The organism is Rahnella sp. AN3-3W3, from assembly GCF_003263545.1.
Taxonomy (GTDB): domain Bacteria; phylum Pseudomonadota; class Gammaproteobacteria; order Enterobacterales; family Enterobacteriaceae; genus Rahnella; species Rahnella variigena.
The window spans coordinates 1-21,245 of the sequence record NZ_JYDG01000014.1 but is presented as its reverse complement, the minus strand read 5'-3'; the positions used below and the strand labels follow the sequence as shown (position 1 = coordinate 21,245).

The 21,245-nt window shown below is 51.5% G+C and carries 20 protein-coding genes; 11 read left to right on the top strand and 9 right to left on the bottom strand.

Features of this window, described 5'->3' with window-relative positions; genetic code table 11:
• Positions 1-63 precede the first annotated feature (63 nt).
• From motA to UC15_RS06580, 5 genes are all read left to right on the top strand, one after another.
• Entirely contained in the window at positions 64-948 is an 885-nt protein-coding gene (gene motA / locus UC15_RS06600; protein WP_112287688.1) for a flagellar motor stator protein MotA, read from the top strand.
• Positions 945-1,919 (top strand): flagellar motor protein MotB, encoded by a 975-nt coding sequence (gene motB, locus UC15_RS06595; protein WP_112287687.1) that lies wholly within the window; start codon positions 945-947, stop codon positions 1,917-1,919. The genes motA and motB overlap by 4 nt, the downstream gene beginning before the upstream one ends.
• Before the next feature lie 2 nt (positions 1,920-1,921).
• Positions 1,922-3,988: a chemotaxis protein CheA gene (cheA, locus tag UC15_RS06590; RefSeq protein WP_112287686.1), complete on the top strand. Its 2,067-nt coding sequence runs from the start codon at positions 1,922-1,924 to the stop codon at positions 3,986-3,988.
• Positions 3,989-3,997: 9 nt separating this feature from the next.
• Positions 3,998-4,504, top strand: a complete 507-nt coding sequence (cheW, locus tag UC15_RS06585) for a chemotaxis protein CheW (RefSeq protein ID WP_112287685.1) — start codon at positions 3,998-4,000, stop codon at positions 4,502-4,504.
• 358 nt (positions 4,505-4,862) lie between these two features.
• Complete coding sequence (locus tag UC15_RS06580) at positions 4,863-6,242, top strand: methyl-accepting chemotaxis protein (protein WP_232829828.1); 1,380 nt, start codon at positions 4,863-4,865, stop codon at positions 6,240-6,242.
• A gap of 214 nt (positions 6,243-6,456) precedes the next feature.
• Here the strand turns inward: UC15_RS06580 and UC15_RS06575 are convergent, their stop codons facing one another.
• Positions 6,457-7,569, bottom strand: coding sequence for a FliC/FljB family flagellin (locus tag UC15_RS06575; RefSeq protein WP_112287683.1), 1,113 nt, complete (start codon positions 7,567-7,569; stop codon positions 6,457-6,459).
• A 450-nt stretch (positions 7,570-8,019) separates the two neighbouring features.
• On the opposite strand from UC15_RS06575, the gene fliD reads away from it, so the two are divergent.
• The 3 genes from fliD (at position 8,020) to UC15_RS06560 (ending at position 10,291) form a co-directional block, all read left to right on the top strand.
• Entirely contained in the window at positions 8,020-9,483 is a 1,464-nt protein-coding gene (gene fliD, locus UC15_RS06570; protein ID WP_112287682.1) for a flagellar filament capping protein FliD, read from the top strand.
• 69 nt (positions 9,484-9,552) lie between these two features.
• Positions 9,553-9,960 (top strand): flagellar export chaperone FliS, encoded by a 408-nt coding sequence (gene fliS / locus UC15_RS06565; protein WP_112287681.1) that lies wholly within the window; start codon positions 9,553-9,555, stop codon positions 9,958-9,960.
• Positions 9,953-10,291 (top strand): flagellar protein FliT, encoded by a 339-nt coding sequence (locus UC15_RS06560; RefSeq protein WP_232829827.1) that lies wholly within the window; start codon positions 9,953-9,955, stop codon positions 10,289-10,291. The genes fliS and UC15_RS06560 overlap by 8 nt, the downstream gene beginning before the upstream one ends.
• A gap of 139 nt (positions 10,292-10,430) precedes the next feature.
• Here UC15_RS06560 and UC15_RS06555 read toward each other — a convergent pair whose 3' ends face one another.
• From UC15_RS06555 to fliE, 8 genes are all read right to left on the bottom strand, one after another.
• Positions 10,431-10,832, bottom strand: a complete 402-nt coding sequence (locus UC15_RS06555; protein WP_112287680.1) for a flagellar protein FlhE — start codon at positions 10,830-10,832, stop codon at positions 10,431-10,433.
• Positions 10,829-12,937 (bottom strand): flagellar biosynthesis protein FlhA, encoded by a 2,109-nt coding sequence (gene flhA / locus UC15_RS06550; protein ID WP_112287679.1) that lies wholly within the window; start codon positions 12,935-12,937, stop codon positions 10,829-10,831. Before flhA ends, UC15_RS06555 begins: the two co-directional genes overlap by 4 nt.
• Positions 12,937-14,082 (bottom strand): flagellar biosynthesis protein FlhB, encoded by a 1,146-nt coding sequence (flhB, locus tag UC15_RS06545; RefSeq protein WP_112287678.1) that lies wholly within the window; start codon positions 14,080-14,082, stop codon positions 12,937-12,939. Before flhB ends, flhA begins: the two co-directional genes overlap by 1 nt.
• A 75-nt stretch (positions 14,083-14,157) precedes the next feature.
• On the bottom strand, positions 14,158-14,802 hold the full coding sequence (gene cheZ, locus UC15_RS06540; RefSeq protein WP_112287677.1) for a protein phosphatase CheZ: 645 nt from the start codon (positions 14,800-14,802) through the stop codon (positions 14,158-14,160).
• 7 nt (positions 14,803-14,809) lie between these two features.
• Entirely contained in the window at positions 14,810-15,199 is a 390-nt protein-coding gene (cheY, locus tag UC15_RS06535) for a chemotaxis response regulator CheY (RefSeq protein WP_112287676.1), read from the bottom strand.
• An 86-nt stretch (positions 15,200-15,285) separates the two neighbouring features.
• Positions 15,286-16,332, bottom strand: a complete 1,047-nt coding sequence (locus tag UC15_RS06530) for a chemotaxis response regulator protein-glutamate methylesterase (protein WP_112287675.1) — start codon at positions 16,330-16,332, stop codon at positions 15,286-15,288.
• Positions 16,332-17,147 (bottom strand): CheR family methyltransferase, encoded by an 816-nt coding sequence (locus UC15_RS06525; RefSeq protein ID WP_112287674.1) that lies wholly within the window; start codon positions 17,145-17,147, stop codon positions 16,332-16,334. Before UC15_RS06525 ends, UC15_RS06530 begins: the two co-directional genes overlap by 1 nt.
• 227 nt (positions 17,148-17,374) lie before the next feature.
• A complete protein-coding gene (gene fliE, locus UC15_RS06520; RefSeq protein ID WP_112287673.1) occupies positions 17,375-17,710 on the bottom strand; it encodes a flagellar hook-basal body complex protein FliE in 336 nt (111 codons plus the stop codon).
• Between the two features lie 278 nt (positions 17,711-17,988).
• On the opposite strand from fliE, the gene fliF reads away from it, so the two are divergent.
• The 3 genes from fliF to UC15_RS06505 form a co-directional block, all read left to right on the top strand.
• Entirely contained in the window at positions 17,989-19,695 is a 1,707-nt protein-coding gene (gene fliF, locus UC15_RS06515; RefSeq protein WP_112287672.1) for a flagellar basal-body MS-ring/collar protein FliF, read from the top strand.
• Complete coding sequence (gene fliG, locus UC15_RS06510) at positions 19,695-20,681, top strand: flagellar motor switch protein FliG (RefSeq protein WP_112287671.1); 987 nt, start codon at positions 19,695-19,697, stop codon at positions 20,679-20,681. Before fliF ends, fliG begins: the two co-directional genes overlap by 1 nt.
• Positions 20,668-21,245: flagellar assembly protein FliH (locus tag UC15_RS06505; protein WP_232829826.1), on the top strand; the 578-nt coding region annotated here is incomplete at its 3' end. The genes fliG and UC15_RS06505, both read left to right, overlap by 14 nt.

Genomic DNA, 21,245 nt, shown 5'->3' with positions numbered 1-21,245 from the left:
TCAATTTTATGGCTACTGAACACATGGGTAAGATCTGGATATTGAATTATTTAAGGAGCACATGTGCTAGTCATTATTGGATACGTGGTTGTTATTCTAACTGTTTTTGGCGGGTTCGTGATAACCGGCGGACAGCTCGGTGCACTGTATCAGCCGGCAGAACTGTTAATTATCGGGGGGGCAGGTGTGGGGGCATTTATTGTCGGGAATAACGGCAAATCCATTAAAGCCACGCTGAAAGCCTTTCCTCATTTATTACAAAGTTCACGTTACACCAAAGCGCTTTATATGGACCTGATGGCCATGATGTTTCTGCTGCTGACCAAAGCCAGACAGAACGGCATGATGAACCTGGAAAGCGATATTGAAGATCCGCAGAACAGTCCCATATTTTCCGCTTATCCCCGTTTGCTGGCTGATGCCTCACTGATGAACTTCGTTGTCGATTATCTGCGCCTGATGATAAGCGGCAGCATGAATTCGTATGAAATCGAAGCGCTGATGGATGAGGAAATCGAAACCTGTGAACACGAACATGAAGTCCCGGCTAACAGCCTGAACGTGATTGGTGACGCCTTCCCGGCTTTTGGTATCGTTGCCGCGGTGATGGGCGTGGTGAATGCGCTGGCGGCCGCTGACCGTCCGGCGGCCGAGCTGGGTGAGCTTATCGCTCACGCCATGGTGGGAACGTTCCTCGGTATTTTACTGGCGTATGGATTTGTCTTGCCGCTGGCCTCTGTGCTGCGTCAAAAGAGCGCCGAGCAAATCAAAATGCTGCAATGCATCAAGGTGACATTGCTCTCCAGCATGAATGGCTATGCGCCGCAGATTGCGGTGGAGTTTGGGCGTAAAACGCTGTTCTCCAGTGAGCGTCCAACCTTTATTGAGCTTGAAGAACATGTGCGCGAAGCGAAGTCCTCGGCCAGCTCGGAAAGCACGCCATCATGAACAAAAGTCCCGGTCCGGTAATCATTGTCCGTAAGCGCAAAAAGCATAAACACGGCCATCACGGCGGTTCGTGGAAAATTGCGTACGCAGACTTTATGACGGCCATGATGGCCTTCTTTTTGGTCATGTGGCTGCTGTCATCCTCAACTCCTTTGCAACGTGAACAAATCGCGGATTACTTCAAGATGCCGCTGAAAATGGCGATGGGCAAAGGGGATAAAGCCAGCCTGAGCAGCAGCGTGATACCCGGCGGCGGGGATGATTTCATGAAGCAGGACGGCGAGGTATTCAAACAAACGCTCACCCGGCTCGACAGGCAAAAGAATGCGCAAAATTTACGACGCGCCCATGAAAAACTGGAAAGCCTGATCCACAACGATCCTCGTCTGAGCGATTTCCAGTCTAACCTGCGCCTCTCCCTGACCGATGACGGATTGCTTATCCAGATCATCGATACGCAGGAACGGCCGATGTTCAAAGTCGGCAGTAAAACGCCGGAGCCTTATATGCGCGACATTCTTCAGGCGCTGGTGCCGGTGCTCAATGAACTGCCCAACCGTATCAGCCTGACCGGGCATACGGATTCACTGCCTTATGCCAACGGCGAAGCCGGTTATGGCAACTGGGAGCTTTCCTCCGATCGTGCCAATGCCTCTCGCCGTGCCTTAGTCTCCGGTGGCCTGGCCGATAATAAATTCCTGCGCGTCATTGGTACTGCCGACAGGATGAGCCTGGAAAATCTGCGTCCCGATGATCCGGTAAACCGCCGTATCAGTATTCTGGTTCTCAGCATTAATAAAGAAAAATCGATTCTGGAAGAGGATACGGTTTTGCAGCAGGTCACCGACAACCAGGGCAGTGAGAAAATTAAAGCTGAACTGAAAAAAATGTCAGGCGGCGTTGAGACTGAGCCTGCCGGTTCGGTTGTCGTCAATCCTTTACAGCAATCTTCTCAGGGACAAGGTCATTAAAAATGGATATCAGCGATTTTTACCAAACCTTCTTTGATGAGGCAGATGAGCTCCTGGCTGATATGGAAAGGCACCTTCTGGAGCTGGATTTCATGTCGCCCGACAAGGAAATGCTGAATGCCATCTTTCGTGCCGCTCACTCGATAAAAGGAGGAGCAGGAACCTTTGGATTTACGGTTCTGCAGGAAACGACGCACATCATGGAAAACTTACTGGATGACGCCAGACGGGGAGAGCTGACGCTCACTGACGCCATCATAAATCTGTTTCTGGAGAGCAAAGATATTATGCAAGATCAGCTTGATGCGTATAAATCCTCGCAAGAGCCTGACCAGGAAAGTTTCCGCTATATCTGTGAAGCGCTCCGCCAAATTGCACTGGAAGATAAACACTCCGCCACGTCAGCAGCGTCTGCCGCAGAAGCACCTGCTGAACAAACTGCTGAACAACCGGCAGCGCAGCCGGTTCCGGTCAGCGCTGAAACCCGCGGTGAGATGCTGAACGTCAGACTGAGCGGGATTTCAGCGTCAGATAAAACCGTGCTTCTGGAAGAACTGGCTAATCTGGGCGACGTGCTGAGTCATCAGCAGGGTGAAGATTCGCTCGAGGTTGCGTTGCAGACCGGCGTCTGTGCCGACGATATTCTCGCGGTACTCTGTTTTGTGCTGGAACCCGGACAAATTACGATTACTGCAGGCAACGCAAAACCGGCAACCTCCGTGGCGCCTGTGCAGGACGTTCCCGCGCAGGAAATGCCTCAGAAAGACACGCAGCCGGAAGAAAAACCGCTGGCAGAAAAAGCCGTCGCCGCGCCGCCTGCTCCCGCGACAAAGCCTAAAGCCACACCACGCGCACAACCTGCCGAGTCCAACAGTCTGCGTGTGGCGGTAGAAAAGGTAGATCAAATCATTAATCAGGTCGGCGAGCTGATCATCACGCAGGCCATGTTATCGCAGCTTTCCGGCGTGCTGGATCCGACCCTTCACGACACCCTCATCAGCAGCATCGGGCAAATGGAACGCAATGCGCGTGATTTGCAGGAATCGGTGATGTCGATCCGCATGATGCCGATGGAATATGTGTTCAGCCGCTTCCCGCGTCTGGTTCATGATCTGGGCAGCAAACTGAACAAAGACATCGAACTGACGCTGCGCGGCGGGTCGGCAGAGCTGGATAAAAGCCTGATCGAACGCATTATTGATCCGCTGACGCATCTGGTGCGCAACAGTCTGGATCATGGCATTGAACCTGCGCAGGTGCGACTGGAGAAAGGCAAACCGGCAAAAGGTAATCTGATCCTGTCTGCTGAACACCACGGCGGCAGCATTGTGATTGAAGTGATCGATGATGGCGCCGGACTTAACCGCGAGAAGATCCTCGCACGCGCACACTCGCAGGGGCTGGCGGTCAGTGAAAACTGGAGCGACAAAGAAATCTGGATGCTTATCTTTGCTGCCGGGTTCTCTACCGCAGAAAAAGTCACCGATGTTTCAGGTCGTGGCGTCGGGATGGACGTGGTGCGCAGGAATATTCTGGCAATGGGCGGTCATGTCGAAATCCATTCTGAGCAGGATAAAGGCACCACTATCCGCATCATTCTGCCGCTGACGCTGGCGATCCTCGACGGCATGTCTGTCCGGGTGGGCGAGGAAATCTATGTCCTGCCGCTCGGCACGGTGATGGAATCCCTGAAACCGTCGGAAAGCGCGCTTTACAATATGGCCGGTGATGAACAGATGCTGTTAGTGCGCGGCGAATATCTGCCGCTGATTGAGCTGCATCAGGTCTTTAATATTGAAAGTGAAATCCGCCAGGCCAGCGACGGTATTGCGGTCATTCTGGAAAGTGCGGGTTGCCGCTATGCCTTGCTGGTTGATCAGCTTATTGGTCAGCATCAGGTCGTGGTGAAAAACCTTGAGCTTAATTACCGTAAAGTGCCGGGTATTTCCGCCGCTACTATATTAGGCGATGGCAGCGTCGCATTGATCCTCGACGTGGTTGCTCTTTTAACGCTGAGTAAGAATAAAAAGATCGCCGCCAAAAAAAATCAACTTGTCCCTACTGCGTAAGGTAATTTCATGCATTTTTCCGGAACAGAAAAACAATTTAGCGAAAAGAATGTGGATCAGGAATACCTGGTTTTCACATTAGGTAATGAAGAATACGGGATCGAGATCCTCAAAGTTCAGGAGATCCGCGGTTGCGATCGTGCGACACGTATTGCCAACTCACCTGATTTTATTGTCGGGATCACTAATCTTCGCGGCGTTATTGTGCCGATTATAGATCTGCGGGTGAAATTCCAGCTTGAGTCTGCGGAAATTAACGATAATACCGTCACGATTGTGTTGAATCTGTGTAACCGCGTGGTGGGCATTGTCGTTGATGGCGTGTCTGACGTGCTTTCCCTGAAAGCGGATCAGATCAAACCGGCACCGGATTTCACCGTCACGCTGTCCACTGAGTATCTGCTGGGCCTCGGGTCGCTCGATGACCGTATGCTGATCCTGGTCGATATCGAAAAACTGCTGAACAGTGACGAAATGGAAATTGTCGAAAAAATGGCGGACGCCACCTACGAATAATGCCGGTTGTGAATGACAGGTTTTTAATGACAATCGGATAACCGTCTGCCAGAAGCTGCTGCAAACCTCAAAATCATTAATTTATATCAAGAGAGCCTTTCTTAAAAAGTCAGGCTTTCTGTGTTTATTATGCCAGCAAGCATAACCGCTTATTACAATCATGTTATGAAACTTAACAGGAAACTTTATTTTGTTATCATTAATCAGTATTAGAAAAATGGTCCAGGGCCATCTTTATGTTATTGCCTTTTCATTTATCCTTCTTGCGGGATTAAGTTTAAAAATATCGGATATCTCTCGCAGTAATTTTCAGGATATTACCAACTTAAACAGCCGGGTGAAGTTATTAGATCAGGCCATGTATAAGTTAATGCTGATGCGCGGTAATGTTCTTTTTCTTAAGGCCGCGTCTTTATCGAATGAACAGGTATCAGATGAGTGGGCTACCGCCATTAATGCCCATAACAGTAATATCCGTCGCAGCATTGATCAGTGGGTAAAAGAGAAAAATACTGACGCCTACACGCAGGAGTTATCAGACAAGGCTGGTGCGCTGTTTATGCAGATCACCGATACCTACATGACGTTCTTCAAAGATATTCATGGCAGTGCCGCGGTGATTGATAAGACCGATGATTTGATCACCGAACTTGAAACCGTCACCGGCAGTTATTACACCGTAGCCGATAAGCTCACTACTCAGTACAAAGAGAGAGCCGATTTTTTACATGACCTGTTATGGATAACAATCGCCATTGTCGTGGTGTTGTTTGTGATTTTGTATGTCTCACTTTCGCGCTATATCACCCGCATGGTGATCAGCCGTTTGTCCGAAGCTTCCGCGATCTTCTCGGCAATCAGTCAGGGAGAACTGGCGAGTCAGGTGCCGGATTATGGCCGTAATGAAATGGGTAAACTGTTCAGCAGCATTGAAGAAATGCGCGCTTCGCTGGTGAATATCATTTCCGGCGTGAAGGGGGTGGCGGTCAACCTGCGCCATAATGCCGTTGAAATTGCCCATGGTAACCAGGATTTGTCTTCGCGAACTGAAGAACAGGCCAGCGCCCTGCAACAGACTGCGGCCAGTATGGAAGAGATCAAAACCACGGTCGAAAACAATACGGCACATGCCCGTGAGGCCAATCATCTTGCTAACGAAGCAAAACAGATGGCCGACAGCGGTTCACAAATCATGGTCGATGTGGTCCGCTCAATGGGCACGATTGCCAGCCATGCCACGCAGATTTCGAACATTATCAAAGTGATCGACGGCATTGCCAGCCAGACCAACATTCTTGCCCTGAACGCGGCGGTGGAAGCCGCACGTGCCGGTGAGCAGGGGCGTGGATTTGCTGTTGTGGCAACCGAAGTGCGTAATCTGGCGCAACGCAGCGCCGATGCCGCCAAAGAAATCCGCGGGCTGATTGAACATTCAGTTCAGGATACCGAAGCGGGCAGTAAACGCGTCGATACGGCCAAAGATACGATTGGCGATATTGTTGAAATTGTCAGTAAAGTCAGCAACATCATGCAGGATATCACTCAGGCTTCTGAAGAACAGAACATGGGGATTCAGCAGGTGGCAGTGGCGATTAACCAGATGGATGTGGTGACCCAGCAAAATGCGGCGTTAGTTGAGGAATCAGCGGCGATAACGGTGATGATGGATGAACGCACCGGTGAGCTGGAAAGTATGGTGTCGGTTTTCCATACTGAAACAGAACGCCAGGAAGCCTGAACCCGGAACGTTAATTAAATAACGTCTGTAAGTACTGAGAGATACTATTAAAGGGTGGCAGCGTATTCTGTCGCCCTTTTTTATTGCTGATGTTTTTTATTAAGCTTATTTACTGTTGTGATCTAACCGGCAATAAAAAATCCCCCCGGTCCGTGAAGACCGGGGGGATTTGATACTGACTACACTATGACTGACTCGCGTATTACAAACTGACTTAGCGCAGCAGAGACAGTACGTTCTGCGGAACCTGGTTAGCCTGTGCCAGTACGCTCACGCCTGCGGACTGCAGGATGTTCGCACGGCTCATGTTAGACACTTCAGATGCGAAGTCAGCATCGAGGATACGTGAACGGGATTCAGACAGGTTGTTCACGGTGCTGTTCAGGTTGCTGATAACAGAATCGAAACGGTTCTGTACCGCACCCAGACCGGAGCGCAGTTCATCAACCTTTGCCAGTGCATCGTCAATCGCTTTCAGCTGACCAACGCCTGCCAGTTGATCGGCAGTCGCAGCAGCACCTTTAGAGAAGGACACGGTATCAGCCGCGCCGCCAGACCCTGCGCTGAAGGTTGCTTTCATGGTGACAGCCACATCCGCGCCGGTAGAGTCTTTACCCACAGCGACGTAAACAGTGTTGCCGCTGCCGTCTTTGGTGGAGTAGATTTCGCCGGTGCCGCCTGAGCCAAAGGCTTCAGTTTTCATGTTATCCATATCAGTCTGGCTCAGAACCGCATTGGCTGCAGTACCGGAAGCATCACCGCTGACTTTAGAACCGACGCTCAGTTTGGTGGAGACTTTAGTGGCGTCGAAACCATCCATGCCTAAGGTGGTGGAGTTCATTTTGCTCAGGTTGATTTCGATGGTCTGACCGTCGTCAGAACCGACCTGAATGTTCAGGGTCTGATCTGAGCTCAGGACTTTCACGCCGTTGAAATCAGTCTGTTCAGAGATACGGTTGATTTCAGCCAGACGCGCGTCGATTTCGTCCTGGATGGACTTGCGGTCAGATTCTGAGTTGGTGCCGTTCTGAGACTGCCAAGCCAGACGACGGATGTTCTGCAGGTTGTCGTTGACTTCGTTCAGTGCGCCTTCGGTGGTCTGCGCAATGGAGATACCGTCGTTGGCGTTACGGGAAGCCTGCGTCAGACCGTTGATGTTAGAAGTGAAACGGTTGCTGATCGCCTGACCCGCGGCATCGTCTTTCGCGCTGTTAATACGCACGCCGGAAGATAAACGCTGAATAGCGGTACCCAGTGAAGACTGAGATTTATTCAGGTTGTTCTGTGCTACCAGGCTAAGGGAGTTGGTATTAATAACTTGTGCCATTGAGATTTCCTCGAGTATTTATAATGTAACACTGCAACTGTATTTAAATTGAGTGATGCGTTATTTCGTTCGCATACTTAAATCATCGGAGTGCCGGAAAATCTCTAAAGTCTTTTTTTAAATTAATTTTCTGGGCGGTCAGAAATTATACTTTTGTTAAAATTAAAGGTGAGGATGTTAATAACGTTTTTAGCAGAGGGATTTTTTTATTTACATCATAATCACGATAAAAGAACGCACTTTTGTCGCTAATTGTGAAGTTTGCGGATCGGAATAAGTGAAATAACCGCTGATTTCTGAAATCTATTGGGTGAAAAGAAGCAGGGAATGTTTTTATCGGGCGTTATGGTTGATGGGTAAATGACAAAGAATTAAACTTTATATTGTCTGAACCGATATCTAATAGTGAAGTTACTTTGAAATAAAATACATTCTATACAGGAGAATATAATGGCTTCCTTCTCATCATTGGGTATCGGATCCGGTCTTGACACAGCAACCATGCTTGAGCAGCTCAAGGCAGGGGAACAGACGCGTCTGAAGCCTTATACCTTGCTGCAAACGAGCTATAAATCGAAGATTTCCGCATGGGGTCAGATTTCCAGTTCTATGTCAGCGCTGCAAACCAGCGTAAAAAGTCTGTCTAACGATGCCTTTAACACCTTAACGGTCAGCTCCAATAAAGCGTTTAGCGCGACAGCCACCACCGGCGCCAATGCCGACAGCCATGAAGTCACGGTTGAACAGCTGGCGATGGCGCACAAAATCAAAACCGAAGGCGTGGACAGTGCCGACGATGCGCAAGGCGAGGCGAATAACGGTATCCGCACGGTCACCATTACGACCGGCTCCGGTGATTCAGCGAAAACCACCACGGTTGAGCTGAAGGATGATGAAACCTCACTGAACCAGATTGCCAATGCCATCAATAAACAAGACGGTGGTGTCAGCGCCAACGTGCAGCTCACCAACGACGGTTATCAGCTGGTACTGAGTTCAAAAAGCACCGGCAGCGACGGTAAAATCAGCGTTAAGGTCGAGGGCGATGACAAACTCGGCGATATGCTGAATACCTCGGCCGGCGGCCGGCCAGTTAATGGCCCCGATAACGGCGACGGCATGTATTTAGTGACCGACGCGCAGGATGCATGGCTCAAAGTTGATGGCAGCTCATATACCCGTTCATCCAACAACATCAGCGACATTATCAGCGGCGTCACCCTGCAGCTCAAAGCGGTGTCGGAAGATAATAAATCAGAACAGCTGACGATGACCCGTGATACCGGTGCCATCAAAACCAGCGTGAAAGACTTCGTTGAGAAGTACAACGCGTTGCTGAAAATGACCACCGCAGCCAGCAAATATGTCGAGAATGATACGTCAGGTCTGAAAGACGATCAGGTCGCCACGCAAAATGGTGAAAGCGGCGCACTGATGGGGGATTCCACCCTACGCGGCATGGTCAGTGAGCTGCGTACTGCGGTGAACGGCACCTACGGTTCTTCGGATGCTGACATCACCTCACTGGCGGATATCGGTATCAAAATTGATGCGGCCACCGGCCAGATGACGCTGAATGAAAGCAAAATTGATGCCGCCATTGCTGATAATCCAGACGGTATTGCCGATATGTTCATGGGACGCGGCACTAACGAAGGGATGGCCGTCAAACTCGGCACCATCATTACCAAATATGTGGGTGATCCGGAGACCAAAACTGACGGTTTGATTAAAACGTCCACTGACAGCCTGGATGAACAGGTCAAAATCATGCAGACCCAGCTGGATAAAACCCAGAAACTTATCGACGCACAGGTCGAACGTTACCGGGTTCAGTTCTCGGCGCTGGACAGCACCATGTCACAGCTGAACAGCCTGCAAAATCAGATGACCGCCCTTTTATCGTCACTCTGATGGTTTAATTTTAACGAATAATGATCTTGCAGGAGGCTTGCCCTCCTGCCGGGAGAAAGCGGAACCACCATGTATTCAAAATCGGGAAGTAAGGCTTACGCGCAGGTTGATCTGGAAAGTCAGCTGGCCGGCGCATCGCCACATGAGCTGATTACCATGTTGTATGAAGGCGCGAATAACGCCGTACTGCGCGCCAAAATCTATTTTGAGATGGGAAATATTGCCAGGCGGGGAGAAATGATCTCCCGGGCTATCAATATTATTGATAACGGATTGCGAACGTCTCTGGATCATGAAAAGGGACAACACATCGCGGAAGATTTGGAGAGGTTATATGACTATATGTCACGAACCTTGCTGGATGCTAACCGGCAAAACTCTCCGGACGGACTCACGAGTGTGAGTGAAATACTGACAAACCTTGCCACGACATGGAAGGAAATTGAACCTAAAAAAAGGCTGGAAAATTATGGGTAACACGGTATGCGAAGAGTATGAAGAGATTTATCAGTTGAACTTACATCTGCTGGAAATGGTAAAGCAGGGCAAGTGGGAAGAGTTTATCCAGCTTGCCGAGGTGTATATTACTAAACTGAATGATGTGATCAGTAATCAGCCGGAAGATATATTGCCAGATGAGAAGACGTCACTGAGCTTTATTCTGAAAAGTCTGATCGAAAGTGAAGACGAAATTGAAAAAACGCTGAAAAGCAGACTGGATGTACTGAAAAAGGAGATGTCATCTTTACATCGCGGGAAGAAGTACAGCGAGGCGTATTCATCTCAATTTACCTCCGCGTTCCATTAATCCCCGGAGAGGCTATTTTGGTTAACCAAATATAGCCTTAGCATAGCATTGAGCACCCCTCTCACCTTGCTTGCTACTCTTCGGCAAAATTGAATACTGATTATTCTTAACAGGTAATTCAATTAGCCACAGTGACTTGTTAATAATAATTAATCGTAAGCTGATTCTTCACCACATTCAGGGGCGGCAATAGCTGTCCCTGACTTTCCACCGTATAGACAAAATAAAAGGGTCCGCGCGCCGTCAGCGATGAACCCACACTTTTCTGCCCCGATAATGAATCCAGCCTGATGCACTTTTCCTGACTGCATAATTTAATCTGCAAACCCGGAGGCGGCGCAGAGAGCAGGCTGATACGCCACGAAATCCGGCTAAGGGTCGCCGCCGGCGGGAGGGTCGTGTTTAGCGGGCGACTGGTTAACGTCTGATTGCCCACGCTGACTTTCCCGCCGGCAGAATCTCCGCTCCATGAACCGCTGGCAGCCGCAGCCGCCAGCGGGAATAACAGCGTAAGCCCGGTGATCAGGGCACGAATTTTCATTCTTTGCCCCCGATGATGTAAGACATTCTGACGTTACGGTTATTGCTGATTTCCTGATTCGATAACACGGTCAGCTGCGGATAGACGCGGCGCAGGAAGCGGGACAACATGAAGCGAAGAGGCTGATTCACCAGCAATACCAGCGGCGCTCCGCTGGCTTCCTGCTGGGCAATGGCTTTTTCCGTCTGCAGCATAATATTTTCTGCGATGCCCGGCTCGATGGCGCTGCCACTTTGTGTCGCCTGGATCAGCAACCGTTCGAGATTCAGATCCAGCCCGATCACCTGCATTTCGCCATTGCCGGGGAACCATTTCTGAGTAATGGCACGGCCTAACCTGATGCGAACGTGCGCCGTCAGATCGTCAGGATCGGTAATCGTGCCAGCGAATTCCGCCAGCGTATCAATAATGGTCCGCACGTCGCGAATGGAGATCCGCTCCGACAGCAGATTTTGCAGCACTTTGTGGAACGTGGTCAGCGAAATCACGCCGGGGATCAGATCCTCAACCAGTTTCGGCATGTCTTTCGTCAGGCGATCCAGCAGTTGCTGCGTTTCCTGACGGCCAAACAGCTCGTCCGTGTGCAGGGAAATCAGGTGATTAAGGTGTGTGGCGATCACCGAACTCGGATCCACCACGGTATAACCCAGCGCCTGAGCCCGTTCGCGCATGACTTCGTCGATCCACACCGCAGGCAAACCAAAGGCCGGATCCTGACAAGGTACACCCGGCAATTCACCTTCAGCACAACCCGGATCGATCGCCATCCAGCGTTCAGGCTGAGTTTCCCCGCGTCCGATTTCAACGCCTTTCAGCAGGATCCGGTAATCCGTCGGCGCCAGATCTAAGTTGTCGCGGATGTGAACCGGCGGTGGCAGGAATCCCATTTCCTGAGCAAATTTCTTACGGATCCCGCGAATACGGGTCAGCAGCTGACCTTTCTGTTCACTGTCTACCATCGGGATCAGGCGGTATCCCACTTCCAGCCCCAGAACATCTTCATGCTGCACGTCTGCCCACGAGGCTTCGGTGACCTGCGCCGCGTCAGCTTCGGCCTTCGCCGCCGCCTGAGCGTCTTTGCTCATCGGGCGTTTGCGGGCTGACGGATTATCGGTCTGACGTCCTCGCAACCACCAGGCCAGGGCCAGTAAGCCGCCGGTAAACAGCAGGAAGACAAAGTTAGGCATCCCCGGCACCAGCCCCAGCAAGCCGATCACACCGGCGGCCAGCACCATGACGCGTGGATTATTAAACAGCTGACCCACCATCTGCTCGCCGACGTCCTGATCGGTCGCCACGCGGGTCACGATCACACCGGCGGCGGTCGAAATCACCAGTCCGGGGATCTGCGCCACCAGACCATCACCGATGGTCAGCAGGGTGTAAGTTGCACCGGCTTCGGCGAAAGACATATCGTGCTGCATCGTGCCGATCATCAGACCGCCGATCACGTTAATGGCCATGATCAGCAACCCTGCGATGGCATCGCCGCGCACGAATTTACTGGCACCGTCCATAGATCCGTAGAAGTCGGCTTCCTGCGTCACATCGCTGCGGCGCTTTTTGGCTTCTTCCTCGCCGATGATCCCGGCATTCAGATCCGCATCGATCGCCATCTGTTTGCCCGGCATTCCGTCGAGGACAAAACGTGCGCCAACTTCGGCGATACGCCCGGCACCTTTGGTGATAACCATAAAGTTGATGATCACCAGAATGACGAACACGATGATACCGATGGCAAAATTACCGCCCACCAGAAAGTGCCCGAATGCATCGATCACCTGACCGGCCGCCCCTTCACCGGTATGCCCATACATCAGGATGATACGGGTCGACGCAATGTTCAGCGCCAGCCGCAACAGCGTGGAAAACAGCAGCACCGTCGGAAACGCGGAGAATTCAAGGGTGTTCTGCGTAAACATCGCCACCAGCAAAATCATCAGCGACAGCACGATATTGAAGGTAAACAGCAAATCCAGAATGAAAGCTGGCAGCGGCAAAATCATCATGGCCAGAATGGTCATGATCAATACCGGACCTGCCAGTATTTGCCATTGCGTCTGTTTAAAATCCGGTAAACGTAATTTGGTGGCTAAATTGGCCATCACTCATGACTCTCTTGTGCAAAATCCAGTGCAGCAGGCACCGGAAGGTTCTCAGGTTTTTTAGGAAGCGCGCCGGTGCCTTTTTTCCAGCGTCTCAGGCCGTATACCCAGGCCAGAACCTCTGCGACGGCACCGTATAATTCGGTCGGGATTTGTTCGCCAATTTCGCAATGCCGGTAAAGCGCACGCGCCAGCGGCGGGGCTTCCAGCATCGGAATATTGTGCTTAGCCGCTTCTTCACGGATGCGTAATGCAATATCGCCCGCGCCCTTGGCGAGCATCATTGGCGCGCCTGTTCCGTCCTCTTTGTAGCTGAGGGCAATGGAATAGTGGGTCGGGTTATTCACAATCACGTCAGCCTGAGGAATGTCTTCCATCATTCGCTGACGGGCAGCGGCGCGTTGCAGCTGTTTGATACGCCCTTTAACGTGCGGATCGCCTTCCTGCTGTTTAAATTCATCACGTATTTCCTGACGGCTCATGCGTAACTTTTTCAGGTTACTCATGATCTGATGGAATACGTCATAACCCACCAGCGGGATCAGGGCCAGGATCACCACCAGCAGACAGCCGGACACCAGCGATCGCATATCCTTCAGCCCGATCGCGACCGGTTCATAAATCAGCTGGATCATGTGGGATTTTGCGCTCATCAGGTAAACCCCGGCTGCACATCCCACCAGGGTGACTTTCAGAAGGCTTTTCAGTAATTCCGACACCACCTGTGTGGAAAACATGCGTTTGAGTCCTGATAAAGGATTCAAACGCTTGAGATCCATTTTTAATGATTTTCCGCTGATATTCAGACCGCCCAGTAACAGCGGCGAGGCCAGACCGGTGAAAAACAGCCCGACTAAAATGGGCAGCACGGAAAATACCGCCATGCTGAATAACTCACCGGCGCGCAGAAGCATCAGTCTGGAATCAAGCATCACCAGACGGTCAAAGGTCAGCCCGTTGTGCAACAGCAAGCTGAGCTTTCCGGCCAGATGCGAGCCACCGAGCATGATCAGCATCCAGCCCACCAGCAGCATCAGTAAAGATGTCAGCTCTTTCGACCGCGGAACCTGCCCCTCTTCGCGGGCTTTCGATATCCTGGTGGGGGTGGGTTCCTCTGTTTTTTCTACATCACTTTCTTCAGACATAAGAGCAGCCCGTGAAGTGACCGCGCAGGGCGGAATGCAGAGAAGAAGAGAGGAGGAAACAGAACCGCATGATGTTTAGAATCCCAGCGAATCGAGCAGGTCATCGACCTGATCTTGCGAGGCAACAATGCCTGCCACGGACTGGTTGATCTGCGGCCCGTTTTTCAGGCTGTCTTCCGGCTCGCTGGTGGACGCAGGCATCATGCCCGGCATGTTTTCTACCAGAACCTGAATCAGCTCCTGCTCAACGTTTTCGATGAGCTTCATCATGTTCTGGATCACCTGACCGGTCAGATCCTGAAAGTCCTGAGCCATCATGATTTGCATGAGCTGTTCATTGGTCTGGCGGGCAATCACCGGCGTTTCATCGAGAAAGGCGCGTGTGTCTGCGACCAGTTCCCGCGCCATTGACAGCTCAACCGGATTTTCAAACCAGGTATCCCAGCGTTGTTTCAGGCCGGAGGATTGTTCGCTCAGGGAATCCTGAAGCGGGCGCGCAATTTCCACGCAAGTTAATGCGCGGTCGGCTGCCTGCGAGGTTTTCCCCACGACATAATTCAGACGCTCCCGGGTATCGGGGATCGCTTCCGCCACATCCATAATGGCGCGATCCAGACCCAGATTAGCCACACTGTCGCGCAGGAGACGGGTGAGCTGACCAATGCGGGAAAAAATGTCTTTGAAGTTTTTTGCTGACGCCTGGTTTGTTGTTGTATTCATCCTCTGATTACCATCCCAGTTTTTCGAAGATTTTATTGAGTTTCTCTTCCAGCGTTGCCGCGGTGAAAGGCTTCACCACATACCCGTTCGCGCCAGCCTGTGCCGCCGCAATGATATTTTCCTTTTTCGCTTCAGCGGTCACCATCAGCACCGGAATCGCTTTCAGTGCATCGTCTTTACGCATTTCCGAAAGCAGTTGCAGGCCGTCCAGGTTTGGCATATTCCAGTCACTGATGACGAAGTCGAAGGTCGAGGCGCGCAGTTTAGTCAGCGCATCCTGACCGTCTTCGGCCTCTTCAACATTCTTAAATCCCAAATCCTGAAGCAGGTTGCGGACAATGCGGCGCATGGTGGCGAAATCATCGATAACCAAAAAGCGCAAATTTTTATCTGCCATTTACTCGTCCTTAAAGGGTGAAAATTGTGGAAATACAAAACGGTAGAAAAACAAAAGACACCCGATAGCAGGTACCATAACAGGTGTTAAATTCGCCGGGCCTGACCCACCACCCCGTTGAGGATGTGCTGCGTCATGTCATGTAAATCAGTCACCTCACACGCCGCGCCCAGCCCGATTGCCTCGCGCGGCATACCAAAGACCACGCAGGTTTTCTCGCTTTGTGCCAGGGTATGCGCGCCGGAGTTGCGCATCTCCAGTAATCCGTGGGCACCGTCACTGCCCATGCCGGTCAGGATTGCGCCGACTGCATTTTTGCCGGCAGAATTGGCGACTGACCGGAAAAGCACATCGACGGAAGGGCGGTGGCGGTTAACCGCCGGAGCCTGATTCAGTTTGATGTGGTAATTCGCGCCGCTGCGGATCAGTTCCATGTGCCGGTCGCCGGGCGCAATATAGGCATGACCCGGCAGAACGCGGTCGCCGTCCTCACCTTCTTTCACCGAAATCTGGCACAAGTTGTCGAGGCGTTCTGCAAAAGAACGCGTGAAGCCGGGCGGCATATGCTGAGCAATCACGATGCCCGGACTGGTCATCGGCATCGGAAGTAGCACCTGACGCAAGGCTTCGGTACCGCCGGTGGAGGAACCAATCGCAATGATTTTTTCACTGCCGACCAGCGGGCTGGAAATCACCGCAGTGACGTTGGGATGACGGTCCCGGCGGCAGACCAGCACCCGGGAAGCCATGCGGATTTTTTCTGCAATAATTTCCGCATATTGCATCATGCCGTCTTTCAGCCCCATCTCAGGCTTGGTGACAAAATCCAGAGCCCCCAGTTCCAGAGCACTCAGTGTTATTTCCGATCCCCGGCTGGTCAGCGAGGACACCATGATCACCGGCATAGGGCGCAGACGCATCAGGCGTTCCAGAAAGTCCAGACCGTCCATCCGTGGCATTTCTACGTCCAGCGTCAGAACGTCCGGATTAAATCGCTTGATCAAATCCCGGGCAATGATGGGATCCGGTGCTGTGGCCACCATTTCCATATCAGACTGATGATTCACAATGTCACTCATAATGGTGCGAATGAGTGCCGAATCATCAACACAAAGTACTCGTATCTTTTTCATTATTTCTCCCGTGCCAGGGAATACACTGACTGACCACGCAGGCGGAAAGGACCATTCTTACTGTTAAAATGTTCAGAATGGCCGGCGAACAAAATGCCTCCCGGTTTGAGCATGGTGGCGAAGCGTTTCATCAGTTGCTCCTGCGTTTTCTGATCAAAATAGATCATCACGTTACGGCAGAAGATGGCGTCAAACGGCGCCGGAACATCCCAGTTCGGGCTCAGCAAATTAAGGTGCTGGTAACGGATACTGGCCAGTAATTCTTTTCTGACTTTCACCAGATTTTCCTGATCGCCGTTGCCGCGCAGGAAATAATTTCGCTTCTGTTCAGCGGTTAAACTGTCGAGATCGGACAGGCGATACACCGCATTCGTGGCTTTCTGTAATACTTCTGTGTCGATATCCGTTGCCCAGACTCGCGGTCCTGCCACAGGACGCCCCAACGTTTCATCCAGCGTCATGGCGATGGAACAAGGCTCTTCACCGGTCGATCCTGCGGTACACCACACGGTGTAATTTGGCCGGTTGCGCGCATGTTCTGCCAGAATAGGGAAGTGATAAGACTCCCTGAAAAATGACGTCAGGTTGGTGGTCAGCGCATTAATAAATAGCTGCCATTCCGGGCTGTTCTGATTGGATTCCAGGCGACTCACATAATCAGCAAAACGGGTTAATTTCAGTTCACGTAGCCTGCGGGACAAACGGTTATAGACCATGTCTCGCTTCTGGCTATTTAATACAATCCCTGCGCGTTGATAGATAAGCTCTGCAATCTTTTGCAAATCTTTATCGGAGAGTTCTTCCTGAAGTCGCATATTTCAATTGTTCAACTGTTACTGATGGAATTTAATTCCCAAAGGGATAATAACTGACATATCTGCCTGCATATTCCCCAATTGATAAGGAAGGTGATGATCTCCTGTAGGTTGGTACGGCAGATATTGACAGCGAAGAAATAAAAAATGACCAGCCGGCCATATTGAACATATTTCTTAAAAGAGGTTTTTTTCCGATACTGTTATGTCATCAGATAACACGTCTTTTAAACAGACATACTCATGACTTCCTGATAAGCACTGACCATTTTATTTCGCACCTGGATACCCAGATTAAGTGCCACAGACGATTTCTGCATGGATATCATGACATCGTTCAGCCCGATGTCGGTCGCACCGGTCATGTAGTCCTGCGCCTGTGTCTTGGCGGTGTTCTGCACCTGGCTGATATTGTTAATACTGTCGAATAAAATGTCTGAAAATTGTAATTTTTTCTCAACATTTTTATTATCAGAAATGAACGGTGTTTTTTGTGTGGCCGACGTTTGCTGTGCCTGGAAGCTAATTTGATCCAGAACGCCTTTCATCGATTGAATAGACATCAGAAATTCCTTTATATCGGCTTAATAAGCTCGCCGTTATTCTCTCTGTGGGTTTTTAATAACTGCAGCGTAACATAAGGTCATGTAAATAAAATAATGCGAATAGCTGACAGAAGTTTCAGCTTATTGATGTTTAAAAAAAACGCAATTAGAAGATAATACGCGACTGGAAATCTGTCTGTGTATTTACTGCTTCGCTTTCTCTTATCCGTATCCGGAGTGCTGATTCGCAACAATACGCCTGCATTGCGTCATTTATTTTTTTACAGGACTACGGCATGAATGCCACAACAAACGGTATTAAAAACAAAAGTACAGCTAATCTGATGGCAGCATTAGAACGTTTACGTTCGAGTCCTAAAATTATATTGCTCATCAGCGCGTCTGCGGCAATTTCAATCATTATTGCCCTGATCTTCTGGGCTAAATCGCCAGATTATCGCGTCCTGTACAGCAATATCAGCGATCAGGACGGCGGCGCTATCGTGGCGCAATTAACGCAAATGAATGTGCCTTACCGCTTTCAGGAACGCGGCGGGGCGATCATGGTACCTGAGGATAAAGTTCACGAAGCACGGCTGACCCTCGCCCAGCTCGGTTTGCCGAAGGGCGGCGCCGTGGGTTTCGAATTGCTCGATCAGGAAAAATTTGGCATCAGCCAGTTCAGTGAGCAGGTTAACTACCAGCGTGCGCTGGAGGGGGAACTTGCCCGCACCATTGAAACGCTCGGCACGGTACAGAATGCCCGCGTGCATCTGGCTATGCCAAAACCTTCTATGTTTGTCCGCGAACAGAAGCCACCTTCTGCGGCGGTCACCGTGACGCTGAAGAACGGACGCACGCTGGATTCCGGGCAGGTGAATGCGATCACGTATCTGATTTCCAGCGCGGTGCCGGGGCTGAATGCCGATAACGTCACCATCGTCGATCAAAGCGGACGGCTGCTGACCCAAAGTGGCGGTCAGGCGATGCAGACGACGCAGCTCAAATATACCAGCGAAGTGGAAGCGGATTACCAGCAGCGTATCCAGACGATCCTCGCCACGATTGTCGGGCGCAATAACGTTAAGGCGCAGGTGACTGCACAGATTGATTTCACTCAGCACGAACAAACCGCCGAGCAATACCAGCCCAATTCATCGCCGGACAAAATGGCGATCCGCAGCCGCCAGACCAGTGATGCCGAACAGGGCAGCAAAAATGGCGTCGGTGGTGTGCCGGGGGCGCTGAGCAATCAGCCACCTGTGCCGGCGACCGCGCCCATTACCCAGCCGCCGGTAGCGAATCAACCTGCGCAGGGGAACAATGCGGCAAACAACAACGCCACTCAGGCGGCAGGCACGGCTGAAACGACAGTGGCTACGCCGATGCCGTTTAACAACCGCAAAGACAACACCACTAACTATGAGCTCGACCGCACGCTGACGCACATCAAGCGCAGTACCGGAAGCATTGAGCGGCTTTCTGTTGCCGTGGTCGTTAACTATCTGCCGGGTAAAGACGGCACGCCGGTGGCGTTAACGCCGGAGCAACTGGAGCAGGTGAATGCGCTGGTGAAAGAGACGATGGGGTATTCCGCCGCACGTGGCGACACCATCAACATTGTGAACTCGCCCTTTACCCCGGTGGAAGAAGAACCAGCACCGCCGTTCTGGAAACAGGAAGGCTTCATCAACCTGCTGATGTCTGCCGCCCGTTATCTGCTGATTGCCCTCGTGGCCTGGTTCCTGTGGCGTAAAGCCGTGCAGCCTGCCTGGCTGCGCAATCAGGAACTGGTGTTGCAACGGCTGGAACTTGAGAAACAGGCACGTCAGGAAGAACTGGATGCCAGCGCACGCCGTGCAGAAAGCGGCGCGAGAGCCAAGGCCGAGCAGCGCGTTGAAACGGAACTTAATACCCAGAGCCTGCGCGAACTGGCACAGCAGGAGCCACGGGTTATTGCACTGGTCATTCGCCAGTGGATGAATAAGGAGATGAAGTCCTGATGAATGCCTCAGATAAAAGTGCGATCGTCATGCTGACGCTCGGTGACGGGCTGGCGGCCGAGGTGTTCAAGCACCTCAACACCCATGAAGTCAAACTGATCAGTAGTTCAATGGTCAATATGGGCGGCTTCACTCATGAGCAACTGGCCGAAGTGCTGAAGGAATTCCAGCGGGATTCCAGTGAATACGCGGCACTGAGCGTGAATACCAATGAGTATCTGCGCAGTGTGCTGGTGAAGGCGCTGGGCGAAGAGCGTGCCTCAAGCCTGCTCGAGGACTTGCTGGATAGCCAGCAGGGCACCAACGGTATCGAGACGCTCAACTTTATGGAGCCGCAGACCGTCTTCGACCTGATCCGCGACGAACACCCGCAGATTATTGCCACCATTCTGGTTCACCTCAAACGCGGTCAGGCTGCGGATGTGCTGAGTAAATTCGATGACCGCGAACGTAACGACATTATGTTGCGTATCGCTACCTTCGGCGGCGTTCAGCCTGCTGCCTTGCAGGAACTGACCGAAGTGCTCAACGGTCTGCTGCACGGTCAGAATCTCAAACGCAGCAAAATGGGCGGTGTACGTCCTGCGGCGGAAATTCTCAACCTGATGAAATCTCAGCAGGAAGAGGCGGCTATCGAAGCCGTTCGCGAGTTCGATCAGGAACTGGCGCAGAAGATTATCGACGAGATGTTCCTGTTCGAAAATTTGGTGGAAATCGAAGACCGCAGCATTCAGCGCATCCTGCAGGAAATCGAAAACGAATCACTTATCGTTGCCCTCAAAGGTGCCGAAGGGCCGCTGCGTGAGAAGTTCTTCCGCAATATGTCCCGTCGCCAGGCTGACATCATGAAAGAGGATCTGGGTTCACGCGGTCCGATCCGTATGTCTCAGGTGGAAGCCGAGCAGAAGAGCATTTTGCTGATTGTCCGCCGTCTGGCAGAAACCGGCGAAGTGGTGATTGGAGGAAGCGAAGATGCCTACGTCTGATCGCGAAACGCAGCCTGACTGGCAGGTCTGGAAGCCGCAGAACCTGCTGGACGATTTCAGCCAGCCTGAACATGACATTATTGATACGCCGGGAACCTATCAGTCTGATAAATTATTGCAGGCCGAGTTATCCCGCATCCGCCAGCAGGCCGAACAAAAAGGCTTTGCTCAAGGGCAGGCTCGTGGTGTGGAAGAAGGTAAAAAACAGGGGCACGAGGCGGGATTTGCTCAGGGGCACAAAGAAGGTTTTGAACAGGGTCTGGCTGAGGCCGGCGCGCAGCAGCGTGTAACCGGCGAGCATTTTGCCCGGCTGCTGGAAGAGTTCAAAATTGCCCTCAGCAACCTCGACAGCGTGATCCCGTCGCGTCTGGTGCAGTTGTCGCTGACGGCGGCACGCTCCATTCTGGGCAAAAATATCACCTGCGATAACGACGTCTTGCTGGAGAAAATTCAGCAACTATTACAGCAGGAAACGCTGTTCAAGGGTACCGCGATTCTGTGGGTCAATCCTGATGATCTGGCGCTGGTTCAGGATAACGTCGGTAAATCACTGGCGTCGATGGG

Coding starts and splice junctions, on each gene's coding strand:
- UC15_RS06525 (WP_112287674.1), bottom strand. CDS start 17,147: ATGCGACTTCAGGAAGAACTCTCCGATAAAGATTTGCAAAAGATTGCA.
- fliS (WP_112287681.1), top strand. CDS start 9,553: ATGTATTCAAAATCGGGAAGTAAGGCTTACGCGCAGGTTGATCTGGAA.
- cheA (WP_112287686.1), top strand. CDS start 1,922: ATGGATATCAGCGATTTTTACCAAACCTTCTTTGATGAGGCAGATGAG.
- flhA (WP_112287679.1), bottom strand. CDS start 12,937: ATGGCCAATTTAGCCACCAAATTACGTTTACCGGATTTTAAACAGACG.
- cheZ (WP_112287677.1), bottom strand. CDS start 14,802: ATGAATACAACAACAAACCAGGCGTCAGCAAAAAACTTCAAAGACATT.
- UC15_RS06555 (WP_112287680.1), bottom strand. CDS start 10,832: ATGAAAATTCGTGCCCTGATCACCGGGCTTACGCTGTTATTCCCGCTG.
- fliG (WP_112287671.1), top strand. CDS start 19,695: ATGAATGCCTCAGATAAAAGTGCGATCGTCATGCTGACGCTCGGTGAC.
- UC15_RS06530 (WP_112287675.1), bottom strand. CDS start 16,332: ATGAAAAAGATACGAGTACTTTGTGTTGATGATTCGGCACTCATTCGC.
- fliF (WP_112287672.1), top strand. CDS start 17,989: ATGAATGCCACAACAAACGGTATTAAAAACAAAAGTACAGCTAATCTG.
- UC15_RS06560 (WP_232829827.1), top strand. CDS start 9,953: ATGGGTAACACGGTATGCGAAGAGTATGAAGAGATTTATCAGTTGAAC.
- UC15_RS06580 (WP_232829828.1), top strand. CDS start 4,863: ATGTATAAGTTAATGCTGATGCGCGGTAATGTTCTTTTTCTTAAGGCC.
- flhB (WP_112287678.1), bottom strand. CDS start 14,082: ATGTCTGAAGAAAGTGATGTAGAAAAAACAGAGGAACCCACCCCCACC.
- fliE (WP_112287673.1), bottom strand. CDS start 17,710: ATGTCTATTCAATCGATGAAAGGCGTTCTGGATCAAATTAGCTTCCAG.
- UC15_RS06575 (WP_112287683.1), bottom strand. CDS start 7,569: ATGGCACAAGTTATTAATACCAACTCCCTTAGCCTGGTAGCACAGAAC.
- cheW (WP_112287685.1), top strand. CDS start 3,998: ATGCATTTTTCCGGAACAGAAAAACAATTTAGCGAAAAGAATGTGGAT.
- cheY (WP_112287676.1), bottom strand. CDS start 15,199: ATGGCAGATAAAAATTTGCGCTTTTTGGTTATCGATGATTTCGCCACC.
- motB (WP_112287687.1), top strand. CDS start 945: ATGAACAAAAGTCCCGGTCCGGTAATCATTGTCCGTAAGCGCAAAAAG.
- fliD (WP_112287682.1), top strand. CDS start 8,020: ATGGCTTCCTTCTCATCATTGGGTATCGGATCCGGTCTTGACACAGCA.